Annotated in this window: 16 protein-coding genes and 1 pseudogene; 10 read left to right on the top strand and 7 right to left on the bottom strand. The window is 70.6% G+C overall.

Annotated elements, in window-relative coordinates; genetic code table 11:
- Window positions 1–11: 11 nt before the first annotated feature.
- Window positions 12–815, bottom strand: coding sequence for an SDR family NAD(P)-dependent oxidoreductase (locus ACGFR7_RS33585; RefSeq protein ID WP_393326653.1), 804 nt, complete (start codon window positions 813–815; stop codon window positions 12–14).
- A 149-nt stretch (window positions 816–964) separates the two neighbouring features.
- Here ACGFR7_RS33585 and ACGFR7_RS33580 point away from each other — a divergent pair, with 149 nt between their 5' ends.
- Window positions 965–1,702: an exonuclease domain-containing protein gene (locus ACGFR7_RS33580; RefSeq protein WP_393326650.1), complete on the top strand. Its 738-nt coding sequence runs from the start codon at window positions 965–967 to the stop codon at window positions 1,700–1,702.
- A gap of 164 nt (window positions 1,703–1,866) precedes the next feature.
- Here ACGFR7_RS33580 and ACGFR7_RS33575 read toward each other — a convergent pair whose 3' ends face one another.
- Complete coding sequence (locus ACGFR7_RS33575; protein WP_393326648.1) at window positions 1,867–2,757, bottom strand: aminoglycoside phosphotransferase family protein; 891 nt, start codon at window positions 2,755–2,757, stop codon at window positions 1,867–1,869.
- A gap of 329 nt (window positions 2,758–3,086) precedes the next feature.
- Here ACGFR7_RS33575 and ACGFR7_RS33570 point away from each other — a divergent pair, with 329 nt between their 5' ends.
- The 7 genes and pseudogenes from ACGFR7_RS33570 to ACGFR7_RS33540 all read left to right on the top strand — a co-directional run.
- Entirely contained in the window at window positions 3,087–4,028 is a 942-nt protein-coding gene (locus tag ACGFR7_RS33570) for a carbohydrate ABC transporter permease (protein WP_393326645.1), read from the top strand.
- A gap of 14 nt (window positions 4,029–4,042) precedes the next feature.
- Window positions 4,043–4,993, top strand: a complete 951-nt coding sequence (locus tag ACGFR7_RS33565) for a carbohydrate ABC transporter permease (RefSeq protein WP_393326644.1) — start codon at window positions 4,043–4,045, stop codon at window positions 4,991–4,993.
- On the top strand, window positions 4,993–6,324 hold the full coding sequence (locus tag ACGFR7_RS33560) for an ABC transporter substrate-binding protein (protein ID WP_393326641.1): 1,332 nt from the start codon (window positions 4,993–4,995) through the stop codon (window positions 6,322–6,324). Before ACGFR7_RS33565 ends, ACGFR7_RS33560 begins: the two co-directional genes overlap by 1 nt.
- Before the next feature lie 383 nt (window positions 6,325–6,707).
- Entirely contained in the window at window positions 6,708–7,913 is a 1,206-nt protein-coding gene (locus ACGFR7_RS33555; protein ID WP_393326638.1) for a S8 family serine peptidase, read from the top strand.
- A 268-nt stretch (window positions 7,914–8,181) separates the two neighbouring features.
- On the top strand, window positions 8,182–9,051 hold the full coding sequence (locus tag ACGFR7_RS33550; protein ID WP_393326635.1) for a dienelactone hydrolase family protein: 870 nt from the start codon (window positions 8,182–8,184) through the stop codon (window positions 9,049–9,051).
- 269 nt (window positions 9,052–9,320) lie between these two features.
- The gene (locus ACGFR7_RS33545) at window positions 9,321–10,409 is read left to right on the top strand and encodes a glycosyltransferase (RefSeq protein WP_393326632.1); all 1,089 of its coding nucleotides are present in this window, start codon (window positions 9,321–9,323) and stop codon (window positions 10,407–10,409) included.
- Between the two features lie 346 nt (window positions 10,410–10,755).
- A pseudogene (locus ACGFR7_RS33540) lies at window positions 10,756–10,956 on the top strand (transposase); the annotation flags it as partial.
- Between the two features lie 388 nt (window positions 10,957–11,344).
- Here ACGFR7_RS33540 and ACGFR7_RS33535 read toward each other — a convergent pair.
- Genes ACGFR7_RS33535 through ACGFR7_RS33525 form a run of 3 tightly spaced genes read right to left on the bottom strand, consistent with a single transcriptional unit; the run spans window position 11,345 to window position 13,927 of the window.
- Window positions 11,345–12,082, bottom strand: a complete 738-nt coding sequence (locus ACGFR7_RS33535) for an FAD:protein FMN transferase (protein WP_393326758.1) — start codon at window positions 12,080–12,082, stop codon at window positions 11,345–11,347.
- A 31-nt stretch (window positions 12,083–12,113) separates the two neighbouring features.
- A complete protein-coding gene (locus tag ACGFR7_RS33530; RefSeq protein WP_393326629.1) occupies window positions 12,114–12,539 on the bottom strand; it encodes an FMN-binding protein in 426 nt (141 codons plus the stop codon).
- Window positions 12,540–12,553: 14 nt separating this feature from the next.
- Entirely contained in the window at window positions 12,554–13,927 is a 1,374-nt protein-coding gene (locus ACGFR7_RS33525; RefSeq protein WP_393326626.1) for a ferric reductase-like transmembrane domain-containing protein, read from the bottom strand.
- A 180-nt stretch (window positions 13,928–14,107) separates the two neighbouring features.
- Here ACGFR7_RS33525 and ACGFR7_RS33520 point away from each other — a divergent pair, with 180 nt between their 5' ends.
- Window positions 14,108–14,854, top strand: coding sequence for a response regulator transcription factor (locus ACGFR7_RS33520; protein WP_393326624.1), 747 nt, complete (start codon window positions 14,108–14,110; stop codon window positions 14,852–14,854).
- Entirely contained in the window at window positions 14,851–16,299 is a 1,449-nt protein-coding gene (locus ACGFR7_RS33515) for a sensor histidine kinase (RefSeq protein WP_393326621.1), read from the top strand. The genes ACGFR7_RS33520 and ACGFR7_RS33515 overlap by 4 nt, the downstream gene beginning before the upstream one ends.
- 291 nt (window positions 16,300–16,590) lie before the next feature.
- Here the strand turns inward: ACGFR7_RS33515 and ACGFR7_RS33510 are convergent, their stop codons facing one another.
- Window positions 16,591–17,031 carry a hypothetical protein gene (locus ACGFR7_RS33510; protein ID WP_393326618.1) on the bottom strand — a complete coding sequence of 147 codons (441 nt, stop codon included), beginning with the start codon at window positions 17,029–17,031 and terminating at the stop codon, window positions 16,591–16,593.
- A gap of 325 nt (window positions 17,032–17,356) precedes the next feature.
- Window positions 17,357–17,953 (bottom strand): MBL fold metallo-hydrolase, encoded by a 597-nt coding sequence (locus ACGFR7_RS33505; protein ID WP_393326616.1) that lies wholly within the window; start codon window positions 17,951–17,953, stop codon window positions 17,357–17,359.
- Between the last annotated feature and the right edge of the window lie 119 nt (window positions 17,954–18,072).

Here is an 18,072-nt window from a genome sequence, read left to right as displayed (position 1 = left end):
GCGGAGGCGTCTTACGGGGTCCCCGTGATGCCTCCGTCGACCCGCAGCTCGATCCCGTTGACGTAATCGGCGAGCGGGCTCGCAAGGTAGGCGACCGCGGCGGCGATGTCCTCCGGGCGCCCCAGCCGCCCGCTCGGGTTGGGCGCGTACTCCGCAACGATCTCCGCTTCGTCCGGTCCGCCCTCCGGGCCCGCCCCGGGGCCCTCGCCCCCGGCCGCCCGCTCCTCGAACATCCGGGACATGGAGGGGGTGGCGATCACCCCCGGACTCACGCAGTTCGCGGTGACACCGGTCCCGGCGAGATGCCGGGCCAGGCTGGTGGTCATGTTCACCACGGCGGCCTTGGCGGCGGAGTACGCCACCATGTTGGGCAGTGGGGTCCGCACCGCCCGGCTGCCGATGGTGATCACCCGGCCCCACCCGTACGCCCGCAGCGACGGCAGCAGCGTCTGACTGACCCGCACCGTCGGCAGCACGTTCCCCTCGAAGGCGGCCCGCCAGTCGGCCGGCCGGGAACTCTCCCAGTCGTGCTCCGCGAACGGACCGGCGTTGTTGACGAGGATGCGGGCCCCGAAGTCTCGTGCGGTGAGGGCGACCTGCTCGGCGACGCCCGGCTCCGTCAAATCCCCGAGCACCACTTCGGCCCGTACGCCGCGGGCCGCGACCTGCTCGGCGACGGCCGCCGCGGCTCCCGCGCTGCGCCCGTGGACGAGGACGTCGCAGCCCTCGTCCGCCAGCATCCCGGCGATCGTCGCCCCGATCCCCGAGCTGCTGCCCGTCACCAGCGCGCCCTGTCCTGCCAGCCGTAGGTCCATGGCGGTCAGCCTAGGGCTGCGGGCCGCCCGTGGCTGCCCCGTCGCGATATGCGGCCGGTCGATTGTCAGTGGTGCGTGGGAGAGTGGGCGAGCAACGGGGGAAGTACCACCGAAGGAGGCCGCATGAGCGAGCGTAGCGAGGATTCGGCATGAGCTGGCATCAGGAGCTGTTGGTCAGCTTCGACCTGGAGACCACGGGCACCGATGTCGAGCGGGACCGTATCGTCACCGCCGCGCTGATCCGGTTGGAGGGGGACGGCCGCGCGGCCGGGCAGCAGACCTGGCTGCTCGACCCGGGGGTTCCGATTCCCGAGGAAGCGGCGGCCATTCACGGCATATCCACCGCATATGTCCAAGAACACGGCCGCCCGCCGGCCACCGCCATAGAGGAAATCACCGAGGCGCTGGCCGAGGCCCTGCGCGCGGACATCCCTCTGGTGGTGATGAACGCCCGCTACGACCTCTCCCTCCTGGACCGCGAGTGCCGGCGCCACGGCCTGCCGACGCTGACCGAACGTCTCGGACACGCCCCCGCGCCGGTCATCGATCCCCTCGTCCTGGACAAGCATGTGGACCGTTACCGCAAGGGAAAGCGTGCACTGCAGGCGCTCTGCGGCCACTACGGCGTCCGGCTGGACGGTGCCCATGAAGCGGGCGCCGACGCGGCGGCCGCGGCCGGGGTCGCCCGGCGCATCGGGGAGACGTACCCGGCCGTCGCCATCCCCTCGCCCCGTGCCCTCCACGCGCTCCAGGAGCAGGCGGCCGCCGAACAGGCCGCCTCGTTCCAGGCGTATTTGCGGCGCTCCGGCGACCCACGGGCGATAGTCGAGCGGGCCTGGCCCCTGATTCCGTACCAGGCCGGGGCCGCGGCCGAAGCCGAGGCCTGAGCGAGAGCGGAGGGCGTCGTCACGGCCGTGCCGCGTGCCGGGGCCCGCGAACTTCCCGAAGACAGCGGGTGGGGGCCCCTCTCCCGGCTCCTCCGGGCACCCCTCTGCTTCTTCCCGCTTCTCTCCGCTCCGGGAAGCCCGGATCAGGCCTCCGGCCATGCGCCTCAGAACGGATACCACCGCACCGTCGCGTCCTTGTCGCGCAGTGAGGCGATCCGGCGCCGGAACTCCTTGAGCGCCGCCGGGTTTCCGGGCGCGTGCTGGGACACCCAGGCACAGCTCGCCGTCTCCCGGGAGCCACGCAGCACGGCGCATCCCTCCCAGTCCCGTACATCCCAGCCGTAAACGGACACGAAGGTGTCGTACGCGTCCGGGGACAGGCCATAGCGGTCCCGGCTCAGCGCCATGACGACCAGGTCGTGTTCCCGCAGATCGGAGGAGAAGGTCTCCAGGTCGACCAGCACCGGTCCGTCGGGCCCGACATGAACGTTGCGGGTCAGCGCGTCGCCATGGATGGGGCCGCGGGGCAGATGCGGTTCCAGGGCCGTGGCGGCCGCCGCGAAGGCGTCCCGCCGCCCGCGCAGATACTCCGCGTCGGGGGCCGACACGGCGTCGTCGGCCAGCCGCAGCCACCGCTCGACGCCACCGAGCAGTTCGCGCCGCGGCAGCGCGAACGGTGGCTCCGGCAGAGCATGGACCCGCTTCAGCAGGACGGCGAGATCGTCCGGCCCGGCCGGCCGGACGGCCTCCGGCAGCCGGTGCCAGTAGGTGACGGGATGTCCGTCGACCAAGGTGGCCACGGGCTCCGCGGCCCGTACGGCCGGCACCCCCTCGGCCGCCAGCCACCGCGCCACCGCCAGTTCCCGTTCGGCCCGCTCCAGGAGTTCGGCGCTGCGGCCCACCCGTACGACCGGCCCGTTGTCGCCGAGGGCGAAGACGGCGTTCTCGCCGAGCGCGAGCAACGCGGCGTCGGCCGCCGCATCGGGGCGTCCTGCCGAGGCCAGTACGTCCCGGGCGCGCGCTTCGGTGAAGGCGGCGGGGCTCGGTTCGGTCATCGGGTGCCTCCTGGGGTACCTCCTGCGGTGCGTGAACGCGACCAGTGTTGCAGGTCCGCCGGAGCAGCCCGGAAGACCTCCGACGTGGAAGATCCTCCGAGGAATCCGGCCAGGACCTTGACGGGATGTGGCCGCCGTCACGACGATGACGGCGGCCGGGAGCGAGCGGCAGTGGTCGGTGGCGGCGGGGAACGGCCAAAAGCGACCGGAAGCGGCCGGCAACGGCCGATGGGGGAGAGACGGGGGAGAGGGGACGGGATGGCAGGGGTGCCGACCGCGGGGGCACACGACGGCAGACCGGCCGGGCCACGCCGCGGGGAGTTGCGGCCGTGACCCTGGCGACCGCGCCACGGCGGTCTCCCGCAGCGGCCGCGGACCGTGCCGCCCGAATCCGGCGTGCTCACGGCGCCTGGTTCCTCGTGCTGCCGGCTCTGATCCCGATCCTGGTACTGAGCGTGGGCCCGCTGCTCTACGGTATCGGACTGGCCTTCACCGACGCCCAGTCGGGCCGGACCCAGGCCACCCGTTTCGTGGGGCTGCTGAACTTCTCCGACCTCTTCCACGACACCCTGTTCTGGGACTCCTTCCGGATCGGGCTGGTCTGGGCCTTCGGGGTCACCGTCCCGCAGTTCTTCCTCGCCCTCGGCCTCGCCCTGCTGCTCCACCTCCCGCTGCGGCTGCGCTGGGCGGCCCGGACGCTGGCGATCATCCCGTGGGCGATGCCGGAGGTGGTCGTCGGCATCATGTGGCGGCTGGTCTACCACCCGGACGCCGGCATCCTGAACGAGACGCTGCGCAGCCTCGGACTGTCCGGCGCCCCCGACGGCCGGGATTGGCTGAGCGGCCTGGCCACCGCCCTGCCCGCGGTCATCGTCGTCGGCATCTGGGCCGGGATGCCCCAGACCACCGTCACCCTCCTGGCCGGCCTCCAGAACGTGCCCCGCGAACTACACGAGGCCGCGTCGATGGATGGCGCGGGCGCCTGGCGCCGCTTCCGTACGGTCACCTGGCCCGCGCTCAGGCCCATCGCGCTCGCCGTCACCGCGCTCAACTTCATCTGGAACTTCAATTCCTTCGCCCTGGTCTTCGTGCTGACCGACGGCGGGCCGGGCGGCCGGACCCGGCTGCCGATGCTCTTCGCGTACGAAGAGGCCTTCCGTTACGGGCAGTTCGGCTATGCCGCCACGATGGGCCTGGCCATGGTCGCGGTGATCTCGGTCCTGCTGGCGGTCTACCTGGCCGGCCGGCTGCAGGGGGACGACGACCGGTGAGGGGACGACGACCGGTGAGCGGCGGGGAGAGCAGCGGCACGGGGGACGCCCCCACCGCCCGACGGCACACGGCCACCACCCGCACCCGCCAACACCGTGCCGCCCCCACCGCCCGGCGCACCGCCACTCCCACCGCCCGGCGTACCGCCACCCGCACCGGCCAGTACGCCGCCCTCGTCGCCTATCTCGCCTTCCTCGCCTTCCCGTTCCTCTGGCTGATCTCCACCGCCTTCAAGCCACCGCGTGAACTCGGCAGCATCCACCCCACGTGGATCCCCGAGGCGCCCACCCTGGAGAACTTCCGGCAGGCCTTCACCCAGCAGCCACTGCCGGCGGCCGCGGGCAACAGCCTGCTGGCCGCGGCGGTTTCCGCGCTGATCGCGATCGTGCTGGCGACCCCGATGGCGTATGTCCTGGCCCGCTACCGCAACCGCCTCTCGCGGGCGGCCACCGGCTGGGTCGTGATCAGCCAGGCCTTTCCGCTGGTATTGGTGATCATCCCGCTCTTCCTGATCCTGAAGGGACTCCATCTGGTGGACTCCCGGACCGGTTTGATCATGGTCTATGTGGTCTGGTCGCTGCCGTTCGCCCTGTGGATGCTGACCGGCTATGTCCGCGCCCTGCCACCCGAGTTGGAGGAGGCGGCGGCCGTGGACGGCGCCGGCCGGCTCCGTACGCTCATCTCGGTCACCGCACCGCTGCTCGCGCCGGGCATCGTCGCCACCGCGCTGTTCGCCTTCATCACCGCCTGGAACGAATTCTTCTTCGCCCTGGTCCTGCTCAAGTCACCCGGGAAGCAGACGCTGCCGGTCGTCCTCACCCACTTCCTCGGGGCGGAGGGCGTTGCCGACCTCGGGCCGCTCGCCGCCGCCGCACTCCTCGCCACCCTCCCGAGCCTGCTCCTCTTCGCCGTCATCCAGCGGCGGATCACGGGCGGGATGCTCGCCGGGGCGGTGAAGAGCTGATGCCCCGCGGCGACAACACCCCCGCGCCCACGGCTCGTTTCAGCCGGCGGGGCCTGCTCGCGGCCGCCGCCGCACTGCCCGCCGCGGGGCTGCTGCCGGGCTGTTCCGGCGACCGGCGACGGCACGCGTCCGGCGGCCGGATCACTCTGCGCTTCCAGTCGCTGGCCTGGCAGCAGGACTCCCTCAAGGCCACCAAGCACCTGGTCGCAGCATGGAACGGACAGCATCCCGAGGTCCAGGTGCAGTACGTCCAGGGTGCCTGGCCCACCGTCCACGACCAGCTGCTGACCTCCTTCGAGGGCGGCGAGGCGCCGGACGTCATCCACGACGCCGCCGACGACCTCGCGGACTTCGCCTACGGCGGGAATCTCGCCGACCTCAGCTCTCTCCTGCCGCCGCGCCTGAGACGCGACATCCCGCAGCGGAGCTGGGAGACCGCCACCTTCGACGGCCGGGTGTACGGCGTCCCGTTCCTCCAGGAACCGCGGGTGCTGATCGCGAACCGCGCGAAGCTGCACCGGTCAGGCGTGCGCATCCCGACGCCCGAACGCCCCTGGACCTGGGAGGAGTTCAGGGAGGCGGCGCGGCGGCTGACCCACGGCACCGGCCACGGCGTCGCCTGGCCCCTGAAGGAACCGGTCTCGGCGACCCTGAACCTCGCCCTGTCCACGGGCGGCCGGATGTTCCACCGTCGTCCCGACGGAAAGGTGGAGGTCCGCTTCGGCCCCGCCGACCAGGTGGTGCCGCGCACCATCCACGACCAGGTGAACGTGGACCGCAGCGCCTCCCGTACGACCCTGGGCATGGGCGGCTCCGACACCCTCCCGGGCTTCTTCGCCGGGCGTTATGCCATGGTGCCGCTCGGCTTCTCCTACCGTCAGCAGATCGCCCAGCAGGCGCCCAAGGGCTTCGACTGGACGGTGCTGCCCGCTCCCCGGGGCACCACCCCGGACCAGGGGGTGAGCCCGCAGACGCTGTCGATCGCCGAGGACTGCCCGTACAAGGAGGCGGCGATGGCCTTCATCGACTTCCTCCTCCGCCCGCCGAACATGGTCCGGCTCGCACTGGGGGACTGGCTGTTGCCCACGGGACGGGAAGCGCTCAGGGATCCGGCACTCCGGGTCGCCCGGTACGACTGGGCGACCGGCACCGCGCTGGCGAGCTCCCTGCGCTCCGCCCCGGCCCAGTCCGTCCGTGGCTACCCGGAGTGGAAGGACAAGATCGCCACCCCTGGCCTGCAGGAGTACTACAGCGGGGCCGTCGACCTGGACACCGTGCGCAGGCGCCTCGTCCGGGACGGCAATCTGGTCCTGGCCCGCTATCAGCGATGAGGGGCGCGGCGCGCACCTGACCGCATATCTCTCAACTGGCCCTGAAGAAAGCCGTCATGAGCGCGACAAGCACTCTCGTGACACCCCTCATCCGGCGGGCGGGCCGCGGCCGGCCGCAGGTGTCGTCCACCTCGACGTCACCCTCCATTGCGGCTGTGTAAACGGAGTTGAGTCGGTCCGGTTCAACTAGCCGTTCCTTTTGACCACTTCTGAAACCTTTCCCAATTCACCGGCCTTGTTGGCTATCTCACACGCTCTGGCGAGCCTTGAATTGAACTCATCAATCAGACAGGGTTTCGAACCAGTCCGGCGCAGATCTTCCGGTCTCGTCGGGCTATTGCGCAACGCTTTCCCCCACACCACGAACGAGGAGAATCCTCGCAATGGCTCACAAGCGTTCCAGCAAGAAGCGGCTCGTCACGGCGATATCCGCCGCGGTAGCCGCCACTGGTATCGCCGCCGTCACCGCGGTCACCGCGGGTGCGTCGCCTGCAGCCGAAGGCAAGATCTACGGAGCCGAGGCCAAGGGCGCCGTGAACGGCAGCTACATCGTCATGCTGAAGAAGTCGGTCCGTACCGCCGAGAGCGGTGACCTGGCGTCCAAGTACGGCGGCAAGGTCAAGCGGCAGTACTCCTCCGCCATCGACGGCTTCTCGGCAAGCGGTCTGAGCACGGAAGAGGCCAAGCAGCTCGCCGCCGACCCGTCCGTCGACAAGGTCGTGCAGAACAAGAAGTTCCACATCAACGCCAGCCAGGCCAACCCGCCGTCGTGGGGCCTGGACCGTATCGACCAGGCGGACACCAAGGGCGACAAGAAGTACGCCTACCCCGACGCCGCGGGCGAGGGCGTCACCGCCTACGTCATCGACACCGGAATCCACATCAGCCACAAGGACTTCGGCGGCCGCGCGTCCTACGGCTTCAACGCCATCGACAAGGGCGGCAAGGCCGAGGACGACAACGGCCATGGCACGCACGTGGCCGGCACCATCGCCGGTACCGAGCACGGTGTCGCCAAGAAGGCCAAGGTCGTGGCCGTCAAGGTCCTCGACGGCCAGGGCTCCGGCACCACCGAGCAGGTCGTCGCGGGCATCGACTGGGTCACCAAGAACCACAAGGGCCCCTCGGTCGCCAACATGTCGCTCGGCGGCGGCGTCGACGAGGCGCTGGACACGGCCGTGAAGAAGGCCATCGACGCCGGTGTCACCTTCGGCGTCGCGGCGGGCAACGAGTCCTCCGACGCGGGCCAGAGCTCCCCGGCGCGCGTCAAGGAGGCCATCACCGTGGCCTCCAGCACCAAGGACGACGAGCAGTCCGACTTCTCCAACTTCGGCAGCGCGGTGGACCTTTACGCCCCCGGTTCCGACATCACCTCGGACTGGAACAGCGGCGACGACGCCACCAAGACCATCTCCGGTACGTCCATGGCGACCCCGCACGTCGTGGGTGCTGCCGCGGTCTACCTGGCCGGTCACAAGGACGCCAAGCCGGCCGACGTGGAGAAGGCCCTGACGGCCGGCGCCACGGCCGGCAAGATCAGCAACCCGAGCGAGGGTACGCCCAACAAGCTGCTGAAGGTCGTCAAGTAGTCACCTGACCACCTCAGCTCCACCCGCCGGCCGCCGCGCTCGCCCCCACGGGGCGCGGCGGCCGGCGTCATGGTGTTCCGCGGCAGTGGTGCGGGGGTTTGCGAGGGGCAGGCGCGGGTGGTGGTCCGGGCGGCGTACCGAACGCAGGTGCGCGCCACAAGCGACGCTGGATAACCTCGCGTTGAGCCGCGCCGGGCGGGGGCGAGGCGTACGTGTGCGGACGGACCCCGACCCACGCAATCGACCAGGACGGTGGTAATCCGAATCCATGGCAGATCACGACCTGACCGGCTTTGACCGCAGCACCTTCACCCATGACGGCGCCACCCGCCGGATTCTGCGGCGCGGCACGGGGCCCGCGGTGATCGTGATGGCGGAAATACCCGGCATCACGCCCAAGGTGCTGGCGTTCGCGGAACGTGTCGCCGCCCTCGGCTGCACGGCCGTGCTCCCGGTGCTGTTCGGCACGCCCGGCCGCGATGCCGACCCTGCGTCCGCCGGCCGGCTGAAGTCCGGGCTCTACACGGCCTCATCCCTGTGGAAGGTGTGTGTGAGCCGGGAGTTCACCGTGCTGGCCACGGGAAAGTCCTCCCCGGTGGTCACCTGGCTGCGGGCCCTGGCCGCGCATGAGCACCAGCGCTGCGGCGGCCCCGGCGTCGGAGCTGTCGGGATGTGCCTGACCGGCGGTTTCGCCCTGGCCATGGCGGCCGATGAGCGCCTTCTCGCCCCCGTGCTGTCCCAGCCGTCCCTGCCGCTGCCTCTCACCCGGAGCCGGGCCGCCGGTATCGATATCTCCGCCGGCGACCTGGCCGCCGTGCGGGGCCGTTGCGAGCGTGCGGACCTCCGGGTCATGGGGCTGCGGTTCCGTTCGGACCGGTTGGTACCGGGCGACCGGTTCGCCTTCCTGCGCCGCGAACTCGGCGCGGCGTTCACCGCCGTCGAACTGGACGACGACACCGCGAACCCCGATGCCGTGCTGCCACCCCACTCCGTGCTGACCGAGCACCTCATCGACGAACCCGGCCAGCCGACCCGCGCCGCGCTGGACGACGTACTCGACCTCTTCCGCACCCGCTTGCTCACACCGCAGCCCGGCGGCCCGGCGGCCGGAACCCCGGCCACCCCAGAAGACGCGTGACCCCACGCTCCCCACGCTCCCCGCGCTCCCACGCGCGCTGACCCGCTCCTCCTGCACGGGCCCCCGTCCTGGCAACTCCTGTGGATGACTCCTCCCCGACTGGTTATCCACAGGAGGTAGCCTCCGCAACCATCGGGCGGCTCCTCCCCCTACCGTCGGTGACATGCACGGAGGACTGCCGTTCATCGGCATCAGCACCATGGTCTACGGCCTGATCGGACTGTTCACGGTCGTAGTCGGCGCAATCCGCAAGACAGGGGGAGATCGAGTTGCACACCATCACCGTCATCGTGCCCGCTCACAACGAGGAGGAAGGGCTGCCGGCCACACTGGAGTCGCTGGCACACCAAACGCTCCGGCCTGACCGGATCCTGGTCGTGGACGACGCCTCCACGGACCGTACGGGCGAGGTGGCAGCGTCACACGGCGTCACGGTGCTACGCCCGCCCCGCAATCTCGGCAGCAAGGCCAAGGCGCAGAACTACGCCCTTCCACACTGCACCACCGACCTCGTCCTGGCCGTCGACGCGGACACCGTCCTCGCACCGGACTACATCGAGAGAGTCCTGCCCGTCTTCGACGACCCAAGCGTCTCGGTAGCGGCAGGCACGGTCCGCACCCGCCATACCCGCACGATCTGGGAGCGCGGCCGCTCGACCGAGTACCTTTTCGGCTTCCACTGGCACCGCCCGATCCAGGCCCGCGCCAACAGCCCCATGGTGTGTTCGGGCTGCTGCTCCGTCTTCCGTCTCTGCGATCTGACGGCCTTCGGCGGCTTCCCCGAACGGACCATCGTCGAGGACATGGATTTCACCTGGTCGCAGCAGATCGCGGGCAGACGCGCGGTCTACGTCTCCGACGCGGTCGCCCTGGCCGCCGACCCGGAAGACCTCACCTACCTCCGTAAACAGGTCTGGCGCTGGATGGCCGGCTTCTGCCAGAACGTCCGCCTCCACCTCGGACAACTGCTCCGCCACAAACCCCTGCTGGCCCTCTGGGTACTGCTGGCCCTCCTGGAAATCCTCACCGCACCGCTCTGGTGGGCCACCCCCTTCGTGATCGCCGCGACCACCGACCAGCCACCCGCACTCGCCTTCGCCTGGTGGGCCGGAGCCGAACTCCTGCTGACGACACCACCCCTCATCTACGCCGCCCGCCGACGCAAACTCCCGCTGCCGGCGGTGCTGCTGAACATCCCCTGCGTCTACGCCACCAAAGCCGTCAACCTCGTCTACGCCTGGAAGGCCCTCATCGTCGAACTACTGCTGGTACCTCTCCACCTGGCCCGCGGCCTCACGGTGTACGAAAAGGGCCGGGCCGATACCGCGCCGGCCCGGACGGCGCTCGCAGGCGGCTGACACACACCACGTCCATGACCAACGTTCCGGAGCGGCCCCACCCGGCATCCCGCGTGGCCGGGAGGGGCTGCCTCGCCTGGCCGGCCGCGCGCCGCAGCTGTTCGGCAGCGACGGCGGCAGCCGGGGGACGTAGCGCCACTGCCGCTTTGGCGTCACCGCGACTCCGGTGGCGGAGGCGCCGGCAATGCCGGGTCCACGGTGCCGTGGTATTTCCGTTGACACAGCAGACTCCGTCCGACCGCGACCTGTTGAGCGAGGCCGACCTCTACCGGCTCTGCTGTCCGGCAATACGCTGGTGACGAAGGACACCGTGCCCGCAAGGCGACCCTGACCTGCGTCATCTGCCCGCGCTGCGTATCCGAGTGACCTTTCCGATGCCCGCTGGGAGTCGATCGAGCCATTTCTGGTGGCCTGGCGGGCCGGGCGGTGCCGACATGCTTGGGATTGCGGCCGCCCACCTGAACACGACCTGCGTGAGATCATGAACGCAATCCTGTACGCGGACCGCACCGCCGTGCAGTGGCGCTATGTGCCGTACGACTTCCCGCCGCGACCCCGCAAGGCCGCATCAACCACTGATTCCGGGATGAAACAACGGGAGAAACGACCTCTGAGCGCGCTGCTGTTGCTTCGAGGCTTGCGGTTTATGTCCTTTCGCCTTTGCCGCAACGTGGTCGTAACAGGAGTTGCCCTGTCAGGCAGGTTTCCTGCATTGCTGGAGTTACGAAGCGTCGTACGGAGCGTCGTGCGAAGCGTCGTACGGAGCGAATTCGAGGGTGTCCGGTGGAAAGCCCCGAGGGAAGACGGTGACCCGACGGACGCTTCCTGGAAGGAGGGCGGCTTCTTGTACGACGTGCGGCACGCGTGGATCGTCGGCCGGCGCGGGATGGCCAACTGATGCAAGGCGGTGGTCAGCCTGGCCGGGCTTTGCAGGGTCATCGTCCTGCTGGACACCGCCCGTACGCGGCGAAGCCGGGGGTCCACCAGGCCCGTGCGTCCGCGGTGATCGCGAAGGCCTCGATCCCGTCCAGTGACCGTAGCCACTCACGGGAGGTGTCGCCCATGGCGAAGGCGGCCGTGGCGAGCGTGTCCACCTCGGTGAGATGGCGGCCGACCAGCGTGATCGACGCAAGGTCCGTAGCCGGCCCGCCGGTGCGCGGGTTGAGGATGTGCGGGCCGCGCTCGGCGGTGCCGGACGTCGCGACGGCCAGGTCCCGGCCGGTGACCACAGTGGTGAGGTCCCCGGGGGACAGCGGGTGGGCGACGCCTATCTGCCAGGGACGGCCGGGTGCGGCCTCGCCCCGGGTCTGGATGTCGCCGCCGCCGTTGACGCTGTGATGACGGGCGCCGGCGTCGTACAGCAGATGCGAGGCGCGCTCGACCGCCCAGCCCTTGACCACGGCCGAGGGGTCGAGGCGGCCCCCGGAGGTGGCGGAGAACCAGCCGTTACTGGAGCGCGTGGCGGCCCGGCACAGCTCAAGGACCTCTGCCACCTCGGGATCGCATTGCTGCTCCGTCAGCTCACCGCGGCCCAGGCGACTGATCTGGCTGCCAGGGCGGTAGGTCGAGAAGACCTCGTCCACCCGGTGCAGCCAGGCCACGGCGTCGGCCAGTGCCCGGTTGACCGCGCGGGTAGGTGCGCTGCGGATGTCGAAGGAGAACACGGTGCCCATGGCGTGCTCGGCATGGCGCAGCGCGCCGGGCTCAGGCACGGGCGTGGTCCAGTGCGCTCTGCAGCGAGGAGATATAGCCCTGGCTGGTGAACGTCGCACCGGACACGGCGTCGATCTTCGCGCTCTGTGCGGCCAGCGCCTCCCGCGTGAGCAGGGGGACGGCATGGGCGCTGGCGCCCTCGTCGTGCTCGCCCTTGAGTACGGCGATCGTGGTGAGCCTGCCTTTGACCAGGGTGACCCGTACCTGCACCGGGCCGCGCTGGGTGCCGATGGTGTCCCCGGTGAAGGTGCCCGAGGCCCTGTCGACTTCCGGGGTGGACGGGACGGCGCTCGGTGACGTGCTGGGCGCGGGCCCGGCGGGAGAGGCGGCTGCGGCCGGGCTCTGGTGGGGTTTCAGTGCCAGCATCAGGAACAGGCCTGCGACGGTGGCGGCGGTTGTGGCAACTGCTCGGTTCATGGGGTGGTCTCTCCTCAGAACGTGAACGACTCGTGGTGGATGCGGCGGCGTGGTACTCCGGCGTCGCGCAGGGCGCCCTTGGCGGCCTCGGTCATTCCCGGTGGCCCGCACAGGTAGACGTCATGGGAGGCCAGGTCCGGGATCACGTCGCGCAAGGCGTCCGCCGTCAGCGGCAGGGGGTTCCCGGCCCCTTCACCGACCGCGTAGTGCACCCGTGCACCACGGGCCGCCGCTATGTCCTCCAGCTCGCTGCGCAGCGCGAGGTCCTCCACGCGCCGGGCGAAGTACACCAGCGTCACCTCGCCGGGCAGGGTTTCGAACAGCGGGCGCAGCGGGGTGATGCCGACACCGCCGCCGAGCAGCAGCACCTTCGAGCTGCTGCGGCGGGCGGCCGTGAAGGCTCCGTAGGGCCCTTCCGCCCACACCCGTGTGCCGGGCTGGAGCCGGGCCACCGCCCGGCTGTGGCCGCCGGCCTCCTTCACGGTGATCCGAAGATGGCGTGGGTCGGCCGGCGCGGAGAGCGAGAACGGGTTGGCGGTCCACCACTGGCCGGGTGCGAGAAAGCGCCAGCGGAAGAACTGACCGGGCTGCGCCCGCAGTTCCTCCAGGTGCTCTCCGGTCAGGTAGACCGAGACGACGCCGGGAGCTTCCGGGTGGACCTCGGCGACCCGCAGCCGGTGCCGCAGAGCCCGCCGTACGGGGGTGAGAAGGCGGTTCCACAGCAGCAGCGCCGCCACCCCGAGGTACAGCGTGTACCAGGCGAGTTGGGCCGGCCGGTCGGCCACGAAGTCCTCGCCGTTCGACAGCTGATGGAAGAAGGCCAAAAACACCGCGAGATAGGTGCAGAAGTGCAGATAGTGCCAGGTCTCATAGCTCATGCGGCGGCGTGCGGCGCGGGCGGACACCGCCCCCACCCCGACGAGCAGCAGCAGGCCGATCGTGGCCCACAGCACGTCCTGGTACTGGAACACCAGCGTCGTCGTCTGGTCGATCACGTTCGTTCGCGCGGTGATCGAGGAGCCGCAGATGATCAGCGCGGTGTGGGCGAGGGCGAGGAAGACGGTGTACCGCCCGCCGGTCGCATGCCAGCGGGCGAGCCGGTCGGTACCCACCACCCGGTCCAGCACCGGCACCCGCGCCATCAGGGCGAGCAGAACCGCGCAGGCATAGCCCGCGAGCAGCCCGGTGATCCGGCCCGCGCCGGTCAGCCAGCCGTCCGGACCGACGACCGATGGCGTATGACGCCACCACAGGGCCAGCACGGCGACGGCACCGCCGAAGACCACCACCAGGACCCCTTCCGCGGGAAAACGCCGGAGCCGCCGGGCCGGCGGTGGAGCGCGGTGTGGGACGGGCCCGCCGGTGCGGGCGTGCGGAACGGTGGTCATGAGGACTCCCCTCGGCGAATACTTCAGGCCACCGGCGGGACCGTGCGCAGGGCGGCGGCTCCGTCGGAGGGCACACCGTGCCAGCGCAACTTCTGGGTTTCCGCTGAACGGGGCGCTGCAGAGCCCCCGGAAGCGGACTCAGAGGAAACTCAGAGCTTGGGGCGGGATACTGCCGGGACCATGGACACGCCCGATACCTCCGCCGCCCCGCCCGGTCTGCACCGCCCCGACGGCACACCGGTGCGGGTGCTCGTCGTCGATGACGAACCCGACCTGGCCGGAATCCTCTCCGACGTCCTGCGCTCCGAGGGCTGGGAGGTCCGTGTCGCAGGCACCGGGGAGGAGGCGCTCAATGCCGGCCAGGACTTCCGGCCCGACGCGGTGGTGCTGGATGTGATGCTCCCCGACATCGACGGGCTCCAGGTCCTGCGGGGGCTGCGCGCCCAGGCGCCGGGGGTGTGCGTGCTGTTCCTGACGGCCCGCGACGCCGTGGAGGACCGCATCGCCGGCATCACCGCAGGCGGCGACGACTACGTCACCAAGCCGTTCAGCCTGGAAGAGGTGCTGGCCCGGCTGCGCGGGCTGCTGCGCCGGGCCGGTATGACCCGGTCCACGGACACCACGAAGCTGCTGGCCTTCGGCGACCTCGTGATGGACGAGGACGCCCGTGAGGTGTCCCGCGGCGGCCAGGTGGTGGATCTGACGCCGACCGAGTTCGAACTGCTGCGCTTCTTGCTGCGCAACCCCCGACGGGTGCTCAGCAAGGCCCAGATCCTCGACCGGGTGTGGAGCTATGACTTCGGCGGCCAGGCGCATGTGGTCGAGCTCTACATCAGTTATCTGCGCAAGAAGATCGACTCTGGGCGTTCCCCGTTGATCCACACGGTGCGCGGAGTCGGATACGTACTCAAGTCGGACCCGCGGTGAAACTCCCCGCCCTGCCGGCCCTGCGCAGCCTCCGCGCACGGCTCACCGTCGGGCTGGTGGCCCTCCTGGCGCTGAGCTGCCTCGCGGTCGGAGTGGCCACCACCACCGCCCTCGAAGGCTTCCTGATACGCCGACTCGATCAGCAACTGGCTGCCGTCGGCGGTCATTTCCCGGCGAGCCTGGACCCGGCGAAGGCATCCGGCGGGAACAACGGTGGTCCCGACACCCGCGGACAGGCAGCCGGCACCTTCGGCGCCTGTGTGCTGGGCGGATCGGTGACCCGGGCCGCCGTGGTCGGCGAGCGGACCGAGAACCCGGTGCCGCTCACCGACGCCGACCGCCGGGTGCTGGCACAGGTGCCCGCGGACGCCCGGGGCCGCAGTATCCGGCTTTCCACGCTCGCCGAGTACCGGGTGATGGGCATCCGGGGCCCGGCCGGTGATGTGCTGATCACCGGGCTGCCGCTGCAGCCCGTCGCGGACACCGTGAGCCGGCTGGAGCTGGTGGAGGCGGTGGTGTTCGGGGCCGCGTTGCTGGTCACGGGGATCGCCGGCGCGGTATGGGTCCGGCTGTCGCTGCGCCCGCTGCGGCGGGTGGCGGCCACCGCCTCGCGGGTGGCTCAACTACCGCTCGCCGGAGGCGAAGTGGCGATGCCTCCACGCGTCCCGGACACCGACCCCCGAACCGAGGTGGGCCGGGTCGGCGGCGCGTTCAACCGGATGCTGCAGCACGTCGAGGAGTCACTCGCCCGCAGACTCGCCAGCGAGCAACGGCTGCGCCGGTTCGCCGCCGACGCCAGCCATGAGCTGCGCACCCCCGTTGCCTCGATCCGCGGGCACGCCGAGCTGGCGCTGCGCAGCCGCGGGCCGGTGCCGGGCGAGGTGCGGCACGCCCTCGACCGGGTCCGCTGCGAATCCGTGCGCATGGGGGAGCTCGTGGACGACCTGCTGCTGCTCGCCCGGCTGGACGCGGGGCGCCCGCTGGCGGCCGAGCCGGTGGACCTGACCCGTCTGGTCCTCGACGCGGTGAGCGACGCGCACGCCACCGGGCCGGAACACCGCTGGGTACTGCGGCTTCCCGAGGAACCCGTGGTGCTCCGGGGCGATCAGCGCGGACTTCAGCAGGTGCTCACCAATCTGCTCGCGAACGCCCGCACCCACACTCCGCCGGGAACCCGGGTGACGGTAGGCCTCACCGCAGGTGACCACGAGGTGGAAATCCTGGTCCAGGACGACGGACCCGGCGTACCGGAGAAGCTGCAGTCCGAAGTCTTCGACCGGTTCGTCCGCACCGACAACGGGCGTTCGAGGAGCGTGGGCGGCACGGGCCTGGGCCTGGCAATCACTCAGGCGGTGACCACAGCGCACGGCGGGCGCGTCGCCTTGACCAGCCATCCGGGCTACACCGCATTCCAGGTGTGGCTCCCCCGCATCGAGGAACCATAGCCTCGACGGCCGTCCCTGGGATGCGGCACGTCAGTCAAGCCGACTGGCAGACTGGGCGATGGCATCTTCGATCTGGTCCTGCGAGGGCACGTCGCGGTCACCCGGAACCTGCGCGGAACCTGCGCGAACGCTGTCCGATGTCCTGCGTCCGCCGGTGAAGCGAGGTCACGGTGAGGCGGGCACCTTCAGGCACAGGGGCATCGCCGCTGGACAGCGGGACGCCCGGCCTTGGGGACCGGAGCAGAGGAACCGTGGCCGGCAGCGGTACCACCGGTCCCCAGGCCAGAGGCGTCACTTGAGCTCGATCACCAGGCCGAAGTCGTTGCCCCGGTGCCAGCCCGTGCTGATCTTCGGGCTGCCGTGGGTGTCGTTGGCCCAGCCGTAGAAGTGCTGCCAGGTCACGTCGTCGCCATACCAGTGGTTGTAGTCCGTCTCCGCGTACGCCTGGACGGCTTTGCCGTCACGTTTGGTGTCCCACAGGTAGAAGGCGCCGGAGACGTACGACTTGCCGTTGACCTTCTTGGTGCACTCCATGTACTTCGCGGCGCCGCCGTTGATGTGGATCTCCTTCCAGCCGGAGCACCTGTTGGCTGCGGCCTCCACGTGCCCGGCGGACGGAGCCGACGGTGCGGCCGGCGCGGCCGGGGCGGCGGTCGCGGCCGGGGCGGCAATGAGGCCGCCCGCCAGGGCCAGTCCGGCGGCTGCCAGAGCGATGCGCTTGCGTGACGTCACGGTCGATCCCTTTCGTCGGCCGGCGGACGGTCCCCCCGTTGGGACCCCGTGGCCCGTCGGCACCACACCACCGTGCCCGGCCGCCCCGGCCCCTCCCAGTGGTCCCGGGGCAAGTGACGTCCTCCTGGGATCCCACCCTTGTGACCTGCTCAGACGTCGCCAAGGGTGGGACGCGAAGGGGGACGGCTCAGCAGGCCGGTACCGCGGAGGTTGCGGCGGCGCAGGGCAGAGCGGCGGGCCGGACGTTGCCGGCTTGCGGACTGCGCACTCGATGACGACCAAGTGCGGTGGAACAACGAGTCTCTGAGCCGTCCCGTAACCCCCGTCAGACCGATTCGCCGGGCCTCAGATACCGGTAGCGGTTGCCGGTCTCCTCGGCGAGCCAGCCATTGACGCTGTTGAGGCCGCGCTCGTTGAGTTGGGCGTCGTGTATCGCAAACGCCCGCTGCGGTGAGACCGCCTTGACGAAGTCGATCGCTTCCGCAGTCTTCATCCACGATCCCTGGACCGGGACCAGGAGCGTGTCCACCGGTTGCTCGGGTACGTGGAGCGAGTCACCGGGGTGGTAGACCGCCTCGTCGATGAGGTAGCCGAGGTTCGCGCAGTCCGGTTGGCCGCCGTAGATCAGTGCGTGACGGCCGCCTACCGCCCGTATCCGGAACCCGGCCGCCATGAACTCTTCGTCGGGGGTCGCCCGGAGCACGTTCAGCCGCGGGATGTCCGCCCCGGCCGGGGCGTAGACCGGTACGCCGAGCCCGGCCAGGCGCAGGACGTCGATGTGATCGGCGTGTTCGTGCGTCACCAGCACGGCGTCGGCGCCGGTCAAAGCGGCCGGCTCGCTCCATATCCCGGGGTCGATGACCAGCACCCGGCCATCGTGTTCAAGCCGCACACATGCGTGGGTGTATTTGGTGAGCCGCATGGCGTCCCAGCGTACTCAACGGGCTGTGTCCGTTCTTGCTCCGAGGCCGTCATCACACCAGCCGGAGCAAGGACATCTCCCCGGTGGCGCCTTGCGGTGACGGGACAGCCCTTGGCCGG

This window comes from Streptomyces sp. NPDC048516, from assembly GCF_043199875.1.
GTDB lineage: Bacteria > Actinomycetota > Actinomycetes > Streptomycetales > Streptomycetaceae > Streptomyces.
Note: the sequence above shows the minus strand (reverse complement) of the source record. Positions and strands in the feature narration are given on the sequence as shown.